Source organism: Mycobacterium sp. VKM Ac-1816D (assembly GCF_000416385.1).
GTDB lineage: Bacteria > Actinomycetota > Actinomycetes > Mycobacteriales > Mycobacteriaceae > Mycobacterium > Mycobacterium neoaurum_A.
The window spans coordinates 1-17,282 of sequence record NZ_AOHQ01000099.1; the positions used below are offsets into that span (position 1 = coordinate 1).

General features: G+C 63.5%; 18 protein-coding genes and 1 pseudogene. 7 read left to right on the plus strand and 12 right to left on the minus strand.

Annotation, left to right across the window (positions count from 1 at the left end):
- Positions 1-91: 91 nt before the first annotated feature.
- The gene (locus G154_RS00870; protein ID WP_019512789.1) at positions 92-2,074 is read right to left on the minus strand and encodes an FAD-dependent monooxygenase; all 1,983 of its coding nucleotides are present in this window, start codon (positions 2,072-2,074) and stop codon (positions 92-94) included.
- A 94-nt stretch (positions 2,075-2,168) separates the two neighbouring features.
- On the opposite strand from G154_RS00870, the gene G154_RS00875 reads away from it, so the two are divergent.
- The 5 genes from G154_RS00875 to G154_RS00895 all read left to right on the plus strand — a co-directional run bounded on the left by G154_RS00875 (position 2,169) and on the right by G154_RS00895 (position 5,831).
- Positions 2,169-2,756: a TetR/AcrR family transcriptional regulator gene (locus G154_RS00875; RefSeq protein WP_019512788.1), complete on the plus strand. Its 588-nt coding sequence runs from the start codon at positions 2,169-2,171 to the stop codon at positions 2,754-2,756.
- A 421-nt stretch (positions 2,757-3,177) separates the two neighbouring features.
- The gene (locus G154_RS00880; protein WP_023985811.1) at positions 3,178-3,951 is read left to right on the plus strand and encodes an HAD-IIA family hydrolase; all 774 of its coding nucleotides are present in this window, start codon (positions 3,178-3,180) and stop codon (positions 3,949-3,951) included.
- Between the two features lie 369 nt (positions 3,952-4,320).
- A complete protein-coding gene (locus tag G154_RS00885; protein WP_019512785.1) occupies positions 4,321-4,527 on the plus strand; it encodes an antitoxin MazE family protein in 207 nt (68 codons plus the stop codon).
- Positions 4,524-4,856, plus strand: coding sequence for a type II toxin-antitoxin system PemK/MazF family toxin (locus tag G154_RS00890; RefSeq protein ID WP_023985812.1), 333 nt, complete (start codon positions 4,524-4,526; stop codon positions 4,854-4,856). Before G154_RS00885 ends, G154_RS00890 begins: the two co-directional genes overlap by 4 nt.
- 264 nt (positions 4,857-5,120) lie before the next feature.
- Positions 5,121-5,831, plus strand: a complete 711-nt coding sequence (locus tag G154_RS00895) for a hypothetical protein (protein WP_131701367.1) — start codon at positions 5,121-5,123, stop codon at positions 5,829-5,831.
- 458 nt (positions 5,832-6,289) lie between these two features.
- Here the strand turns inward: G154_RS00895 and G154_RS00900 are convergent, their stop codons facing one another.
- The 3 genes from G154_RS00900 to G154_RS00910 all read right to left on the minus strand — a co-directional run bounded on the left by G154_RS00900 (position 6,290) and on the right by G154_RS00910 (position 8,414).
- Positions 6,290-7,216: a class I SAM-dependent methyltransferase gene (locus tag G154_RS00900; RefSeq protein ID WP_019512782.1), complete on the minus strand. Its 927-nt coding sequence runs from the start codon at positions 7,214-7,216 to the stop codon at positions 6,290-6,292.
- Between the two features lie 61 nt (positions 7,217-7,277).
- Positions 7,278-7,850, minus strand: a complete 573-nt coding sequence (locus G154_RS00905; protein WP_019512781.1) for a TetR/AcrR family transcriptional regulator — start codon at positions 7,848-7,850, stop codon at positions 7,278-7,280.
- A gap of 129 nt (positions 7,851-7,979) precedes the next feature.
- Positions 7,980-8,414: a MarR family winged helix-turn-helix transcriptional regulator gene (locus tag G154_RS00910; protein WP_019512780.1), complete on the minus strand. Its 435-nt coding sequence runs from the start codon at positions 8,412-8,414 to the stop codon at positions 7,980-7,982.
- Positions 8,415-8,476: 62 nt separating this feature from the next.
- On the opposite strand from G154_RS00910, the gene G154_RS00915 reads away from it, so the two are divergent.
- A complete protein-coding gene (locus G154_RS00915; RefSeq protein ID WP_019512779.1) occupies positions 8,477-9,484 on the plus strand; it encodes an amidohydrolase family protein in 1,008 nt (335 codons plus the stop codon).
- 270 nt (positions 9,485-9,754) lie between these two features.
- Here G154_RS00915 and G154_RS00920 read toward each other — a convergent pair whose 3' ends face one another.
- The 7 genes and pseudogenes from G154_RS00920 to G154_RS00950 all read right to left on the minus strand — a co-directional run bounded on the left by G154_RS00920 (position 9,755) and on the right by G154_RS00950 (position 15,739).
- Complete coding sequence (locus G154_RS00920) at positions 9,755-11,161, minus strand: hypothetical protein (RefSeq protein ID WP_019512778.1); 1,407 nt, start codon at positions 11,159-11,161, stop codon at positions 9,755-9,757.
- Positions 11,162-11,237: 76 nt separating this feature from the next.
- Complete coding sequence (locus G154_RS00925) at positions 11,238-11,585, minus strand: helix-turn-helix transcriptional regulator (RefSeq protein ID WP_019512777.1); 348 nt, start codon at positions 11,583-11,585, stop codon at positions 11,238-11,240.
- Positions 11,582-12,373 (minus strand): annotated as a pseudogene (locus tag G154_RS00930) (tyrosine-type recombinase/integrase); the annotation flags it as partial. The gene G154_RS00925 and the pseudogene G154_RS00930, both read right to left, overlap by 4 nt.
- Before the next feature lie 397 nt (positions 12,374-12,770).
- Positions 12,771-13,433, minus strand: a complete 663-nt coding sequence (locus G154_RS00935; RefSeq protein WP_019512775.1) for an NAD(P)-dependent oxidoreductase — start codon at positions 13,431-13,433, stop codon at positions 12,771-12,773.
- 101 nt (positions 13,434-13,534) lie between these two features.
- Positions 13,535-14,059, minus strand: a complete 525-nt coding sequence (locus G154_RS00940) for a MarR family winged helix-turn-helix transcriptional regulator (protein ID WP_234713182.1) — start codon at positions 14,057-14,059, stop codon at positions 13,535-13,537.
- 31 nt (positions 14,060-14,090) lie between these two features.
- Complete coding sequence (locus G154_RS00945) at positions 14,091-15,302, minus strand: acyl-CoA dehydrogenase family protein (RefSeq protein ID WP_019512773.1); 1,212 nt, start codon at positions 15,300-15,302, stop codon at positions 14,091-14,093.
- A 29-nt stretch (positions 15,303-15,331) separates the two neighbouring features.
- On the minus strand, positions 15,332-15,739 hold the full coding sequence (locus G154_RS00950) for a nuclear transport factor 2 family protein (RefSeq protein WP_019512772.1): 408 nt from the start codon (positions 15,737-15,739) through the stop codon (positions 15,332-15,334).
- Between the two features lie 118 nt (positions 15,740-15,857).
- Here G154_RS00950 and G154_RS00955 point away from each other — a divergent pair, with 118 nt between their 5' ends.
- Entirely contained in the window at positions 15,858-16,418 is a 561-nt protein-coding gene (locus G154_RS00955) for a PadR family transcriptional regulator (protein WP_019512771.1), read from the plus strand.
- Position 16,419: 1 nt separating this feature from the next.
- Here G154_RS00955 and G154_RS00960 read toward each other — a convergent pair whose 3' ends face one another.
- Entirely contained in the window at positions 16,420-17,271 is an 852-nt protein-coding gene (locus G154_RS00960; RefSeq protein ID WP_019512770.1) for a S9 family peptidase, read from the minus strand.
- Positions 17,272-17,282 lie beyond the last annotated feature (11 nt).

A 17,282-nucleotide genomic window follows, 5' to 3' on the forward strand; every position in this document is an offset into this window, starting at 1 on the left:
TGACCACACGGGCCAGTCAGGCCGCGTGACCGAAACTGTCTGTCACCTGATCGTGCAGCAGACCCATGTTCTGCCACTACCGAGTACTTCATCAGTGAGCTGGTAAGCGCATCCCAGGTGTGATGACGATGGAGTGGATGCGCCATCCGCGCGGAGTACGCGTGTACTGCATGTCGGCGCCGAGGTACGCGGCCCGGGGGCTATCGCCGTCGTCGGCGGCGACCCACATCAGCCACTGGCCGCGCGCATGGTCTCCGTCGACGACGAGGACGGGGTTCAGGAAGGCGTGCATGGCGAAGGGGACCGACGCCGTGGCACCCGGTAATGCGGCGGCGATCGCGGCCGCTCCGACGGTCGGTGCCTCGCCAGGATGCTCGAATACGCCGTCTGGCGTGAAGATCTCGGCAATGCTCTCGGGCTGAATCGTCTTTCCGGCCCAGCCACGGTTGATCGCATCGGCGTAACGCGCGGTGAGGTCTGCGATGGCCGACTGATCATCGTACGTCGACGGCTGGAGGGTAAGTGCTGCGGCAGTGCTGATTGCGGCCGTCAGTGCCCCCGCACGGTCGACCGGGGCCGTCACGACCCGCCATGCGATGTAGCCGTCGGGCCGCACCAGGCCGGCTCCGCCAGGTCCTATCCCGTAGGCGGTGTTGATGGCTTCGTACTGCGTCGATTCACTGGGGAGACAGAGCACATCGATCGATATGTCGAGGCGGGCGGCGACAGACTGCGCCACGTTTCGCCACGCTTCGGAGCCGGTGACCAGCGTCCAGCCTCTGCCGAAATGGTCGAGCGTCGAGCGGCCCGGGGCAATCCATACATGCGGCGCACGGGTGCCCGGCTGCCCGGCCCACTCTTGGGGTTGGAGCGCGTCCGGCAGGTCGCCGGCCGTATCCGCGGGCGCGACGCAGCGGTAGAGCTGGCCGAGTTCCATGGCGATGTCGTCGATGATCGCGACATCCGATGTGGGCGTGTCGACGTAGGCCTTGTAATCGGCACGGGCGAAGATCTGCTCGTGACGTAGCCATGCGACGGGCCGCCGTTCGGCGTCGTAGGTGTCGAGGAGTGCTGCCGAGCTGCGGCCGGTGTGCACGGCGCCGATCTTCCAGGCGAGGTTGTGGACATCGGCGATTCCGGTGTTGGCACCGTAACCACCCCGATTGGGTGGGAGCTGATGCGCGGCGTCGCCCACGAGAAAGACTCTGCCACAGGCGAAGTGGTCGGCGATGAGCGCTGAGAGCTCCCAACGTCCGGTGGTGATCAACTCGATCGGGAGGTTGTCGATTCCAGTGGCGCGACGGATGATGCTGCGTTGCTCATCTTCGGTGCGGTCGACGTCGTCCTTGAGCATCAACACCCAGCGCCCGTCGGAGTACGTGGTCAGAAAGGCGTCGAATCCGGGTTGTTCGATCTCGAATTGCACGATGCCGTGGCGCAGGTACTGTTCCAACTCCGGTGCGCGAAAGAGGATGCTTCGCTGAACCGACAGCAGGCCCCGTCCCGTGCGACCGATACCCACACTGTTCCGAATCTTGCTGTCGGCCCCGTCGGCAGCGATCAAATAGTCCGCATCGATGCGGTACTCACTGCCGTCCACCCGTCTGCGCACGGTGGCCGTGACACCGCCGCCATTGTCGACGAAGGACACCAGCTCGGAACCCAACCGCAAGTCGGCACCGAGGGCGTCGGCGCGTTCGCGCAGGATGGGCTCCAGGGCGTCTTGGGCTATCGCACTGGCACGCACCGGTGAGTGGTCCGCTGTTTTCACGGCGGCCGTCGCCGGGGGTGACCACGGGTACTCCTCGAACCACTGTCCGACAAGGCTTTCGACGCGTGCCCGACGCGGTGGGCCGTGCTGCGTGCTGGCCGGTAGCTCGATTCCGACGCCGCGGAACAACTCGATGGTTCGAGTGGTGTAACCGATGGCGCGGGGGTGTGCCGCGCTGCCGAGATGCCGCTCGATGAGTGTCGTCGGTACGCCCTGCGAGGCGAGGAAGACCGCTGCCGAGAGGCCGACGAGGCTACCCCCGACGATGAGGGCGGTCGGGTGATCGATTGTCGTGCCGTGCATCTGCGCTCCTGACCTCAATGTGTTTAGTCACTAAAGTAATATATCGACTAATGATATTTAGCAACTTGAGGTTACTGGTTAGGATGGGGCGGTGATGACCGATGCGGGGGGCCGCCGCGCCCGTAAGAACGCTCAGACGCGCCGCGCGTTGGCCGAGGCGGCCGAGCGCCTATTTCTCGCACGTGGTTATGACGCCGTGGCTGTCAAAGACATCGCCGACGAGGTCGACGTCTCAGTGCCCACACTGTTCAAACACGTTCCGGACGGGAAACCGGCCGTCATGTTCGACGATGGAGTGGAACGACGAGCCAGCCTCTTGGCCGCAGTGCATGACCGCCCGCCGCAGATGTCGGTACTCAGTGCGCTGCGCGAGTTCATGGCAGGCAGGGGACCGTTCGAAGAGAAGCCCACACGCGCTTTCGTCCGCCGTACCGAACTGATCATGAGCACGCCGGCCCTGCGGGAATACTCGCGAAAGCTCTGGATCCGCTGCGAGGCACCGCTATCTGAGGCCATTGCGGCAGAGCTGGGTCGGCCGTCCGACGACATCACCGCTCGCGCGGTGGCCCGCTACGTCTTGGAGATCCCGCAATTTGTCGGCGACGAGCCCGATCCACGCGAAGCGCTGGACGCCATCTTCGACCTCCTCGAGCATGGACTGCAGTGCGGTGCTGTCTCGTAAGTGTCGGAGCCGACCTCCTGATCGCCATTCTTCTCAATGCCCATGATGTGACCCTGATCCACTACGACGCTGATTTCGAGATCGCTGCCGAGGTATTGCCCTTTCAGGATCGGAGGGCGTTGGAGCGGGGCAGTATCAGTTAGGTCAGGTCACATCATGCACACCGATAAGTCGGTTGCAGTGCCACAGGGGAGAAGCCTTGATTGCCGGCCTGGCCGGCGTCCGGTCGTCTCGCATATTCCAGCCGATATCTGAGTCCGTCTGATTTGCTGTGACATGCGAATGAGAGGGAGATCCGGCACCTCAACTCGGGTCCGCCAAAGCGCGAAACCTGACTGTCCTGATGCGCCGCGCGATTGGCGGGTGCCTTTGGTCGGCGACTTCCATGTGGAGCGACGGCAGCAACTGCAAGACTGGACGCATGAGTACCACACCGCAGTGCTGGCTGACCGACATGGATGGCGTCTTGGTCCGGGAGGAGCACGCCCTGCCAGGGGCCGCGGAGTTCCTCCAGGCACTCAGCGACCGGCAGCGACCCTTCCTGGTACTCACCAACAACTCGATCTTCACCCCACGTGACCTGGCGGCCCGGTTGGCGCGGTCGGGCCTGATCGTGCCCGAGGAGTCGATCTGGACCTCGGCCCTTGCGACGGCGGCCTTCCTGCACGACCAGCTGCCGGGCGGCTCGGCCTATGTGATCGGCGAGGCCGGCCTGACCACGGCGCTGCACCACGTGGGCTACACGTTGACCGACGTCGGTCCGGACTTCGTCGTGCTGGGAGAGACGCGGACTTACTCGTTCGAGGCCATCACCAAGGCAATCCGCCTGATTCTCGGCGGTGCGCGTTTCATCGCCACCAACCCCGACGTGAGCGGTCCGTCGGCGGAGGGCCCTCTGCCTGCCACGGGCTCGGTCGCCGCGCTGATCACCAAGGCGACCGGCCGAGAGCCCTACTTCGTCGGCAAGCCGAATCCGATGATGTTCCGCAGCGCGATGAACCGCATCGACGCCCATTCGGAAGGCACCGTGATGATCGGCGACCGGATGGACACCGACGTGGTTGCGGGCATCGAGGCGGGGCTGGAGACGATCCTCGTGCTCACCGGCTCGACGACGCGCGAGGAGATCGAGCGTTATCCGTTCCGGCCAAGCCGGGTGTTCGAATCCATCGCCGACGTAATCGAACTCGTCTGACGCGAGGTCCGCGGTCGCGATGAGCCACGCTCATATCGTGATCGCATGACCAAGGGAAGCCATCGATGGCCGTCGACGTCCGGCGTCTCGGATACCGTCCGCATCGCGTTGCAGCAGGCCGCAGCGGCGTCTGCACGCGCTCGCTAGATCGCATGGTTGAAGTCTGGCGGTATGGGGGAGATGACTGATCCTGGCAAACAAGGTGATGTGTGGCGGTAGTAACGCGGTATCTCATCGACACCGGGTTCGGCGCCGGTGGTCGCGCCCCAGTAGGCGAGATGCTGATCGCGGCATCCAGATATTTGTTTGCCGGCCTGGCAGGTCGGATTTTCGGCTGCCGAAGCGGCGCGTTACATGTAACATCGAGGCGTGGCGGTGCGGGAACGGGTTGGCGAGTATCGCCGGCGGATGCGGGAGCGGGGCTTGCGACCTCTGCAGGTCTGGGTGCCTGATGTGCGGACGGAGACCTTCGCGGCCGAGGCTCACCGTCAGGCGTCGTTGGTTGCGCAAGCCGAAGACGTCAGCGACGACCAGGATTTCGTTGAGGCGATCTCGGTGCCTTGGGACGAGGAGTGAACCGAGGAGAGATCTGGACCGTAGCGGGGGGCGTCTATGCAGCGAAGCCGCGTCCGGCAGTGATTGTTCAGGATGACCTCTTCGACGCGACAAGTTCAGTGACCGTGGCGCCGATGACCAGCACGCTGTTGGATGCACCTTTGATGCGCATTCGGATAGCCGGCGGAGCAGACCTGCTGTCCGGACTTGACCACGACAGTGACGTGATGATCGACAAGCTCACCACCGTGAGAAAATCGAATGTCCATGCTCGTGTCGGCCGTCTGACTGCCGAGCAAGTGGTCGAGGTCGAGCGAGCCTTGATGGCGTTCCTCGGCCTCGCGCGATGAGTGAGAGCAATAGGACTGCTGCGCAAAACGGCGAACTCTACTGGTAAACCGGCGTATTCGATCCCGCCGTATTCCTCCTGAGTGGAGCGGCGGTAGGAATCCACCCGGACAAGCGAAACACGAACCCTCCATGGTCGTGGTACGGCACTTGCGGTCAATGTCCGAGATGATGTCCGGCCTCGCGCATAAAGTTGACTTCGATCGATGACGCGATCACGCGACGCGACGGGGGAAGACGCCACGATGGATCCGAGACTAGCCGATATGGACCCTGCCGAGCTGTTGACTCGGCTGTCCGAGAAGCTGACGACCGCCGAAGCGATGCATCGGACACTGATGAGGGCGCAGCGAGGCAAAGAGCTGTACACGTGGGGGCTCAACCCTCAGTACGCGGACCCGAACAGCAGTCTGGCCGCCGATGATGCAGGGTTCATGAACGAATACACGGGCGACATGGTTAGTGCTACAGCTCGGTTTTCGATCATGAACGCTATCGACTGTCTCTGCGCGACAGCAGAACTGATTGAGTGGCGACCCAAGTCGCGTGACAGTCACACGACGTCGATCCTTGCTCAGTGTCGTACCGCTATGGAATCGGCGGCGACGACGATCTGGCTATTGTCTGACCGTGATCGTCAGATGCGCCGCGGTTTGAGCGTGCGGTTCACAACTTCAGAGTTGAACGCTCAACGTTCCTATCATGTGTCAACCACCAAGTGGTTCAACACCGACCCGAATCACGCTGATACCCAGAAGCATAAGGACTTCGTTGAGCACGTCCGACCCCGGGCCCGACTGGCGCTGGCCGCTATTCAAGGTCTCGTCATCGACTTCTTCACGACAACCGACCACGCCCGCGTTGACGACACTTATCGCCGCATGGTCGACGACCTCGTTCTCGCGCCCTTCGAAACCGAATCGCCACGACGACAGAGAAGCACACCGGCGTCCCGCGCGGCCACACCTCAACACTGATAAGCGGGACGCGAGACCGGCGATAAGGGACACTTGATCGTCGGCGTTATCGAAGAAGTCCGCGGGACGTCGATTGTGCGCGACCTTTAATGCCACGTAGATCGGCGAAGAGCTCCTCAACGATGGCTGGGGTCCAGAGTGGGAGTCACTTGGGGACGTCAGTGATTCATCAGATGAAACCGGAATACTTTACGGGTAACCCGCCATATTCGATCCCGCCGTATTCCTCCGGCTATGCGACAGCGGATCGCCCGAACACGACGGGGAGGGGCGCTGACTTGTGGGACAGATCGCCAGAGGCGACCAAGCCGGGACCCGCTACCGCGGTCTGTAGCACGTGTGTTTGCTACACGGCGGTCGTCGCATCGCTTTCGGTGGTCATTTCGACCGCGCTCTTGTGAACGTTGCTGTCGTCGAGCACGTGCCGTGATGCGGCGCGAGGGGGACGGGCGACCGGGTCAGCGGCCGGGTGTCGGGTCCGACAGCACGGCGCTGATGTAGGTCAGGTCGGCGAGTTCGGTCATCATCTCGTGGTCGGGCAGGGCGAAACCGTTGGCGGCGTACAGGTCTACGGTGCCTCGGGCGGTGACCTGCCAGCCGGCGCCGCTCAGGTAAGCGGGCACCTGGGCGCGCTCACCTTGGTAGACGAGGTCGGTCCATTGGTCTGCCATGCCGTAGCGCTGCCAGCGCTGGGCGAATTCGGCCATGCGGTCGTCGTCGGCGAGAATGCTGAGATCGGGAACGTGTTCGGTGGCCAGCGCGCTGCCGGGGGCACTGAGCGCGGTGATGTCGTCGAAGAGGCGGTCCTGAGCCTCCGGCGGCAGATAGATCAGCAGCCCCTCGGCGCTCCACGCCGTCGGTTGGTCGGGGTTGAAGCCCCGCTCGCGCAGGGCGGTCGACCAGTCCGCGCGCAGGTCGATGCCGACGGTGCGAAGCTCGGCGGTCGGGGTGGCACCCAACTCGGCCAGCGTGCGGGTCTTGAATTCGATGACCTTAGGCTGGTCGATTTCATAGACCACCGTGCCGGCCGGCCAGGGCAGCCGGTAGGCGCGGGTGTCCAGGCCGCTGGCCAGGATCACGGCCTGCCGGATGCCTGCGGCTCCGGCCCGAAGGAAGAAGTCGTCGAAGAACCGGGTGCGCACGGTGACCTGTTCGGCCATCTGCTGACGGTTGAAGACCGGGTCGTCGGCGACCTCGTCGGCGTCCTCGCTGATCATGCGGGTGAACGCGTCCAGACCAACGGCGCGAACCAGTGGTTCGGCGTAGGGGTCATCGAGTAGGGGCTCCGGTCCGCGGGCTGCCAGCGCGCGGCCGGCGGCGACTCCGGTGGCGGTGGCTCCCACGCTGGAGGCCAGGTCCCAACTGTCGTGATCGGTGCGTGCCATGGTTGCGTCCTGTTTCTGGTCGTCTCGGATCGGTCAGGGAAAGCTGTGAGTGGTGGGTGGCCTACGGCGCGGGGGTCGACGGCTGGACGAGCTCGGTAGCGATTTTCAGAGCGGCGGCGCGGCGGTCGGTCTCGTCGCCGGCGGGTTCGAGGTCGGGATCGGACAGGGTGGCCAGTTGCAGTGCAGCCAGGGCGACCTGTGCACGTAGCCGGTTTTCAGTGGACTCGCCGGGCCCGGCCAGCACATCGATCAGCGCGGCGAAGTGAGCACGAATCTTCAGGCCAAGTGCCAACTCTGGGATCTTCGCCATGCCCTCGCGCATGAAGCGGGCCAGCTGCGCGGTGCGCCCGGTCAGCAGTGCGCTGTAGCGACGCAGTACCTCCTCGCGGACGTCGACGTCGGAGGGCTGTCCATGGGCCCACTTCACCAGCGTATCCAGCTGAAGGAGGAAGTCCTCGATCACGCTGGCGAGGATGTCTTCCTTGGTGCGGAAGTGGTAGTACAGCGCGGCCTTGGTGACGTGCAGCCGCTCGGCGATCCCCCGCAGCGAAGCGCGGTCGTATCCCTTCTCGGCGAACAGCTCTAGAGCCACGGACTGGATCTGCTCGCGGGTATCGGTTCGTCGCTGATCCATCCGCTCACCTCCCTGCCTCGACGGTTGATCTGGCTCCACCATAACGCACTAACTTGCCGACCGGCTAGTGACTACTGCGACGACCGTTGTGCTCGCGTGCCGGGTGCGGTTTCTCCAGTGGTTCAGGGTTCAGTCGACCGTGTTCCCGCAGAGGATTTCAAGGCTCTCCAACAGGATTCGAGTCCGGTCGGGGGACAGGAGGCGGAGTCGCTGGGCCAGGCTGGGTCGAAGCCGCTGCCCGATGTCATCGGTGGTCTTTACGCCGTTGTCCGTCAAACGAATCCGCGATCTTCGCGAGTCGGCGAGGTCAATCTCGCGGGTCACCAATCCCGAGTCGGCAAGCTTGGACAACGCCCTACTGAGAACCGACGGATTGAGTCCGAGATCGCTTACGAGGTCACTCGGAGTGTCGATGCCCAGTTTGACCGTGCGCAGGACCAGGAAGTCCACGAGGTCCAGTTGTGCGGTCGCGGCGACGTGCTCGCGGGCGTCGGCCACGACCAATTTGTTGAGTCGGTAGAGAGCGTCGAGGAGCTGCAGTTCCGGAGCGTCGGTGTCAACCATGGGAGAAACCTAACATCTGATCATTATTGACAAACGTCAACTATTGCGGGTTGAGTGTGGGCATGACTGATGACAGCACCACCACACCCGGCCGCATCGACTTTCACCACCACTTCATGCCGACCAGCATGCTCACCTCGGGCCTCTTCGGCGACACGTCCGGCTGGAAGTTCCAAAAGGACGAGGCCGGTTGGACACCGCAGGTCAGTGTGGACTTCATGGATCAGCTGCAGATCGATACTGCGATCCTGTCCATACCCAACGACATCGAATCGCGGCTCCCCGAGGGCAAGCGTCGTCACGTAGCCCGCGAGTTGAACACGTTGACCCGCCAGGCAATGGAAGACCACCCAGGACGGTTCGGTCTGTTTGCGCATCTTCCCACCCCGACGGACGTCGACGCCGCGCTGGAAGAGCTGACCTACGCCTTCGATGTGCTGGGGGCTGACGGAATCACCCTCACCAACGTCTACGGCGTCGGCGATGAGGCCCGATCCCTGGGCGACCCGATTTTCGAACCGCTGTGGGCCGAACTCGACCGTCGCCGCGCGCTGGTGTTCTTACACGGTGAGCAGACACCCGGTAGCAACCGGGCGCCGAGCAAGTTCCTGCCCACCCCGGTCAGTGAAACTCCGAACGAAACCTACAAGGGCGCAGCGGATCTCGTGACCAGCGGGCGCAAGCGGCAGTTCCCGAACGTGAGGATCATCCTCTCCCATTCTGGCGGTAGCACACCAGTTCTCGCCGCTCGCGTCGCCACATTGGGCGCGTTCCATCTCGGCTGCGAACTGAGTGCAGACGAAATCCTCGCCGACTTCCGGACGTTCTACTACGAGACCGCCCTATCAGGTTTCGAGACCAACCTGGTGGCTCTCGAGAGCTTCGTCGAGCCGGACCACATTCTCTTCGGTACCGACTTCCCTGCCGCCAACCCGAAAACCGTGAATTGGTTTACGAACAACGTAGACGCGTACTTCGAAGCTCGGCCCGAGATGCTCGCGCGGGTCATGCACGACAACGCATACAGCCTCTTGCCCCGGCTGACCGCCGGAACCCCGGCGCAACTGTAGATCTGTGGCAGTCGGGTACGGGCTACGACTATTGCCGCCGTGGGAAGACGTTCATGCCATGTCGCAAGTGGTCTACGCCATGCGCGGCAACCCGACGGCGAATAATATTGCAGCCCAAAGGGGACGAAGGTTCCAGTCGGCCGACTGCTCAACGGATTGTCCAGTAGCGAATTCGTCCGCGGTGCGACATATGACGTACTGCCGACGGCAGTACGTCATATTCTTGCTGCAAACACCTGTGGTGGTATTGGGTTGCAGCAGCCGACTTCCTCATCGCGTTACGTATCTCGCCCAGGTCCTGCCGGCTTCAGCGGCGTGCTTCTGGGTGACTTCGTCGCTGTAGCCGAGCATCTCGGCTACTAGGGGAGCGGGGATTTCGGAGACGAGTGTTTGCAGGGCTGTGTTGCGGGCGCCCTGCAGGTTGATGCCGAGCGCGCGTAGTCGCATCATGATGGCCTGCGGATCAATGTGCCGACCTGGCCGGTTGCTCGTGAAGAGCCAGGGTGTGCCAACGGCTCCGACGGCGGTGCGCAGGTTCGGCCGGTTGTGTCGGTGGTAGTTGAGCTGGGAGGCGAATGGCTCCGGAACGGGGACAGGGTCTTTTCCCAACGCGATACGCGTCTCGTTCTCGGCTTGGGAGATCGCGGTGGTTTGGAGTGCGGCGATCTTGGTCAGCGGCTGAGCGTAGAGCAGCAGCAGGACGCCGGCGACGCGGTAGGGCAGGCTTTCAGAGTCGCCGGTGAGCAGTTCCTTGAGCCAGGCTAGTCGTTGGTCTTGAGTGATCGTCGGACTGGTCTTCGCCTGCCGGAATCCGATCTGCACCGCGACGTTGAGCTTGCTCTTCTTGGCCCAGATGAAGAACGTTCGGATCAGATGGCGAGTGGTCGGGCCGGAGGCGAGGTACTCGTCGACGTCTTGTTGTGTGCAGTCGGCGACGGTGCGCCGATGAGTCTGTTCGAGCCAGGTGAGGAACTTGGTGGTCTCGGTGATCTCTTGCTTCGCGGAACGCTTTGGGCCGTCGGAGGATTGGCCCGGCCGCGATTCACTGCGGAGCCGTCGGAGATGGTGCCAGGTTGCGAACTGTTCAACCGGGGCGCGAACAGCGGGGGAGTCGATCGCGTCGAGTTTCGCGGCCAGCCAGAATTCGAAGCGCGCCAGGTGTTCATCGCGTTGTGGGAGCAGCCCGTGATGTTGCAGGAGGCTGCGCAGGTGATCGATGTGGCGGCCGGATCCTGCCGCTGTGAGGCCGTCGTGGGTCAGCGGTGTTGTGCCTGAGGCGATTCCGCCGAGCAGTTCCAGCACCTGGATGTTGCGTTTCCAGGTCAGGATGCTCTCGGGCCGATCCACGGCGCAGAGTACGTCGATGAGTGCTTGCATGGCAGCCATGTCGGCGGGGTGGTGCAGCAGAATTCGGCAGAGGTCATCGCGCAAGGCGCAGCGCGCGCATTCGCCCCGGCGGTGAAGTTCGCCTTCTTGACCGCAGGTCTTGCAGGTGAAGTCGCCCGGAATGCCAGCGCACGTCAGGCAGACCGGCTGCGTGTCGTTGCCGTCAACTCGCCCGGGGAGGACACCGTCGTGTCCGCAATTGGGGCAGACGCCGTGGGTGCGCATCGCGGTGTAGAAGCAGCTGTGGCAGAGCTGGTCCTGCGGCCAGTTGACCCTCAGCGTGTTGGCCATTCGGTGGCATCGGCTGCATTCGAGGGCGCCGCTGGTGACGCGTGGTCGCCCGCGTGTGGTGGATCGGGGTGTGGGGTTAATCGTTGCCATCGGTGATGATGCGTGCTCGTCGGGGTCGGATGGATTTGTTGAGTTCGACGACGTTGGGTGGTGCGGTGGTGCCTGAGGCGGTCTTCTTCTTGCGGGTGTCGGTGGCGGTGACGGTGACGAGATCTTCTACGCCGCAGCCGAGGATGTCGCACAGTGCTGCCATCAGTTGCAGGGCGACGCGTTCGGGGCGTTGGTGCACGATGCGGTAGACCTGTGGCCGCGACAGCTGTATGCCGCGTTCGGCGAGGCGGGGGATGAGGTCGGTGCTGTTGTGCATGCCGTGTGCGGCCATCAGCTCGGCGAGGCGCCAGGTGTAGTCGACGTCGCGTTTCATGAGGTCTCTTCGTCGAAGGAGAGGGCGTCTTTGATGGTCCGGTCCAGGACGCGGCGCAGGGTACGGGTGCGGAAGTCGCTCGAGACGCCGGTGTAGAGCGAGGTGGTGCTGGCGTATTCGTGGCCGGCCTGGTCTTGGACGAACTTGGCGTCCCAGCCGTCTTCGATGAGGTGGGTGATGTAGGAGCGGCGGAACGAGTGCAAATCCAGGCCTGAGGAGAGCTCGAGGTCGTTGCAGTATCGCCGGAATCTGCGCAGCAGCGTCCGTTCGGCGACCAGGGCGCCGCGCTCGCTGGGGAACAGGTCGATGCCGTCGTCGAGGTAGGGCTGGCCGTGGGTGAGCCAGTCGCTGATAATGTCCGATGTCCAGTCGAACACCGTGAGCACGGTGCGGCGTTTGGGTGGGGAGCCTTTCTTGGCCTTGCCGTAGCGGACCTTCACGACGCCGTAGCGGCCGAACTCCGGTGCGTGCGGGTTGCGAGAGAAGTCGACGGTCTGCAGGTGCCGCAGTTCGTTGAATCGCACTCCGTAGGAGTAGGCGACCTTGAACATTACGGCGTCTCGGTAGGCCGGCAGCCAGCCCTTCTTTCTGGTATTCGCGATCACGGTGACCTGGTCGTCGGCGTGGTCGAAGAAGTCCTGCAGCTCCTGTTTGGTGAACGGGCGCTTCTCGGGATCTTGTTCGTTGTCCTGGACGTGGGTGGCTGTGTTCCAGGCGAAGAACACCTGCGCTGGGTGTGTGCCGAATCGTTGCTCGCAGACTCGGTCCCAGCCGTAGTCGGGATCGGACGTTTACTTGACATAATGTAGATTATCGGCGAAATGATATTGCTGCTGGATACAAGCGGTACGGCCCACATGCCTTAGCCGCGCATCCGCACTTCACAACGGGTCGTCAAGCCAGACCGCAAGACTGCCACCGATTATTGATCCTCACTCCAGCACTAGCTGGCGCGCGACAGCCGCCCCAGACTTCTGACCGATGCGCACCTGCCATCCTTCAAAGGACAGCTCCGTGACATTGCGCGACCGTTCGCCGCGTCTGAGCCTTGCCGGCGGCCGGAGCGGCCAAAGGCGCAGCACTCGCCCCTGTCCGACCGCACCCAGTCTATTCGTCACTGTGACGTTTTAGGGACGCGGGATCGGGCTGCGGCGCAACGGCGCCCATCAAACGTGCATGGTTATCTCAGCCGGTGGCGTTCCAGACGAGCGGCGCTTGGTGGATCCAGGTGCGATCGTCAACGGTATCGACGAGGAAGGCAGCAAGATCGGCACGGTTGATGCGCGAGCCAGGTTTGTCGGTTCCGCGCACCGCGGCCCGCACGGGTCCACCGGCCGGCTTGTCGGTGAGCGCGACCGCCCTGACCAGAGTCCAATCGGTGCCGGAGGCACGTACAACCTCATCGACTCCGTTGTGGTCGACGAAGCCGGCCTTGATATTCGAGATGTTCACGAAGAATCTGGCGAACGGGCTGATCCGATTCCAATCGTCGCCGGCACCCATTGAGGAGTTGACGACGATCCGACGGATGTTCTGCTCGGTCATCACCGCCAGGACGTTACGAATCGCATCGGTCATGAACATCGGCGGGCTGACGGCCTTGGCCCACGGGTTGTCGGATGCGCGCGAGTTGTTGAGTGTGCTGACCACCGCCTCCGCACCCCGGGCAGCCTTTCGAATGTCTTCGATGTTCGACGGTGAGCCCGCGATCAGTTCGACGCCGCCCGGGGCGCGAACGGCGTCGGGGTTACGCACCAGGGCCCGCACATGATGGCCACGTGTCACGGCATGCGCGAGCACATGGACGCCGGTGCGACCGCTGCCGCCGAGGACAAGCAGATTAGTCATGTGTCTCCGTTTCGATAGGTCGCGCGCCAGTCATGCGAGACACAGCAGCGTCCCAACCCTTTACTTAATGGACGAATGCATATGGCTGAGGTGGAGCCATATCAGGTGCTGGCCCGTGCCAGCCGCGCCGCGTTGGCGTTGAGTTGCTCGATGATCGGTCCGGCCACATACAGCGCAAGCCGTAACGCTTCTTGATCGCTCGCCGTCAATGTGGACAGAAGAAATTCGAGCTTTCCGTTGTCCTCGATGCGTAACCGATTCAGCAGATATCGTGCATGATCGGTGACGGCGACGATGGTTGCGCGACCATCGTCGGGGTCGGCTGCACGAGTTACCAACTCGCGGCGTTCGAGACGCTGAATCAGCTGGGTCATCGCCGGCTGGCTTATGCTGATGGCCTCGGTGAGCACCGTGAGCCGGGTCGGGCCCTCGACGCTCAACGTGTGCAGCACCTCCATCGCGGACACGCTGAGTTCTTCGCGATTGAGCAGATGCCGAGTCGCCAACAGTGCAGACTGCCGAACAGCTTCGGCGAGCCTCTCGATACCGTCGTCCGCTGCCATGTCCCCAATATACATCATGTTGCTATGTATTTTCTCGTGAAGAGTGCATGGCGCGGTGATCACGCGTCCTGTCGGCGTCGAGTACGCCGTGCTGTCAGCGAATTCTGATACCGGAGATGGCCCGCGAGATGACCAGCCGTTGAATTTCAGATGTGCCCTCGAAGATGGTGTAGATCTTGGCATCTCGGAACCACCGCTCCACGGGATGCTCCCGGCTGTACCCGGCGCCACCGAGGATCTGCACAGCCCGTTCGGTGGCCCACACGGCCACCTCGCTGGCCTTGAGCTTCGACATCGAACCTTCACCGGCCTCAAAGGCCTTGCCGGAAGCGGCCATCCACGCGGCACGCCACACCAGCAGACGGGCGGCGTCGATCTCGGTACGCATATCGGCCAGCGCGAAGGCGATGGCCTGGTTGTCGATGATCGGACGACCGAACGCATTCCGCTCCTTGGCGTAACCAAGGGCATACTCGTAGGCGGCCCGCGCAATGCCCAGAGCTTGCGCACCGACGATGGGCCGAGTGAACTCGAAGGTGCTCAACGCGTTCTGAGTGCCGGTGCGTGCGCCCTCCCTCGCACGGGCCAGCCGCTCGTCGAGGCGATCCTTTCCGCCCAGCAGGCAATGCCCGGGCACCCGCACGTCGTCGAGGAACACATCGGCGGTATGCGACGACCGCAGACCCAGCTTGAGAATCTTACGGTTGCCGACCAGCCCCTTGGTGCCCTCCGGGATCACGAAGGTGGCCTGCCCGCGGGACCCCAACTCGGGATCGACCGACGCGACGACGACGTGGATCGCGGCTACTCCTCCGTTGGTGATCCACGCCTTCTGCCCATTGAGCACCCATTCATCGGTGGCCTCGTCATAACGGGCCCTGGTGCGCAGCTTCGACACATCCGAGCCGGCATCGGGCTCGGACACGCAAAACGCCCCGACCTTGGGGTCGGACTTGTCCCCGAGGCACTGCGGACCCCATTCGGCGAACTGCTCCGGAGTGCCCGCGGACAGCAGCCCGCCCAATGCGAGGTTGGTCCCGAAGAGCACCATCGCCGCACCGGCATCGCCCCAGAAGAGCTCCTCGGCGACCAGACACAACAGCAAGCCGGTCGGGTCGGCGAAGAACTGGTTGAGCGCATCCCAGCTGTACAGTCCGATATCGGCCGCCTCTTTGAGCACCGGCCACGGAAGTTCCTCGCGCTCATCCCATTCCGCGGCGGCCGGGCGCAGCACGTCGGCAGCGAAGCCGTGCACCCACTTCTGCAGATCGCATTGTTCCTCGGTGAGATCCAGGTTGAAGCCCATGTGCTGTTCCAATCGTCGAAGGTGGGTGGTCAGTTGGAGGCTGCCTCGTCGGCCAGCGCCTCGCGTGTGATGCGGTCGAACTGCTCGGCCATAGCCGCCGAGAGTGCTGTGGCCGCCGAGAGCGGTCGCACCATCACGGTGAAGTCGTCGATGAGACCGTCATCGTTGACGTGCAGAAAATCGCAACCGGTGACCTGCTTTCCTCCGACGACGGCGTTGAACACCAGCGCCGAATCTCGACCACCGGTGTCGGTGATCTCTCGGACATAGTGAAAGTCTTCGAAGACCCGCAGCACCGCGCGCAGGATTGCCGCGGTGATCGCCTTACCCGGATACGGGGCAAAGGCGACCGGGCTGGTGAACACCACATCGTCGGCGAGCAGGTCGGCGATCGCCTGCTCATCGCGCGCCTCGACGGCCTGACGGAACACCTGCATGCGGACCACCCTTCAATAGTCACCAAGTTGAGTAATCGCCCATGACAGTAACCGCACTGTCGACGAGATGTCCAGAAGCGACTAATCAACTTGTTGACTAGTGTTGTAGGGTCCAGCCATGGCTCTTCGCGATGCGGTACTTGCCTCACTCCTGGAAGGTGAGGCATCGGGCTATGACCTGGCGAAACGCTTCAATCGCTCGGTGGCCAACTTCTGGACTGCCACCCCTCAGCAGCTCTACCGTGAGCTGGAACGCATGGACGATCAAGGCCTGATCGAGGCGCGCGTCGTGGCCGAGGGTCGCCGGCCGGCCAAGCGGCTCTACAGTCTCACCGCGGCCGGTCGCGAAGCCTTTCGCGCCTTCACCCGTGAACAGCCCACCCCCATTGCGATCCGCGATGATCTGTTGGTCATGGTGCAAGGCCTCGACGCCGGTGACGTGACGACGATCCGCGATGCCATCGCCAAGCAAATTCATTGGGCGACCGAGAAACTCGCAGTTTTACAGAACCTTCAGGCGCGCATGCTCGGCGACCGTTCCGAGGACGACTACCTGGCGAGCACCGACGCCGCAGTGGGTCCCTATCTGACTCTGCTGCGGGGGATTACCTTCGAACAGGAGAACATTCGCTGGGCCGAACGCGCCCTGGCGGTGATCGATCGCAAGGGACTCCCCTGATTCACCGAGGCCGTCGGCAGCCGCTCCCCTGGTCCGTGACCTCGAGGCGATCGTCGAGATAGTCGAAGAACCGTTGGGCTGCCAGTGCCCGCGCCATCGGCTCGCAATGACCGGCCGCCCCCTCGGCTCTGGTGAAGCGGACGAGGGTCTTCTCCCCCGCGATCATGTCGTAGAGCCGCCGGGGCTGACCGGCGAAGTAACCCTCATCGTCGGGGTCGCCGATCAGTACCGGCGTGGTGATCCGAGCGGCGAGTTCGGACGTGATGCGGTACCGCGCGGCCTCGCCGTAGGTATCGAAAAAGCTCCCGCAGCCATAGGGTTTGGCCCGCCACGCGAAGATGCGTCTAACGCTGGCCGGGAGCCGTCCGACCGCGGCGTCGAAGCCGGCCCGGTCACCGCGGCGCAGCATCTCCCCCAGTTCGGGCGAAAGCATCGCGTGCCACGCTTCGGAGACGTCGACCACCCCGTCGTCGATGACGGCGGCAGCGAAGCGGTGTTCGAATGCCAGGGCGCGCGGCGCCCAGTACCCGCCCTGGCTGACCGCATAGAGCGCGAGCCGCCGCGGGTCTACACCCGGCAATCGCAGTGTCGCATCCACCACCGGCGACAGGACGTTCTCGAAATCTGGTCGGAACCCGATGCCCCGTTCGAAGAGCATCCGTTGCTGCCCGGGCCCGTCGAACAGCACGACGTGGTAGCCGCGCTCTGATGCCTCGGAACCGTAACCGGGCCATAGATAGCTCGCCGCGCCGTCGGCCCCGTTGACCATCACAAGGGTCGGATTCTGGCCTCCCGGTGCCCGGAAGAACCATCCGGGCAATGTGGTGTCCTCATACGGGATCTCCAACGGCACAGGCGGGTTGT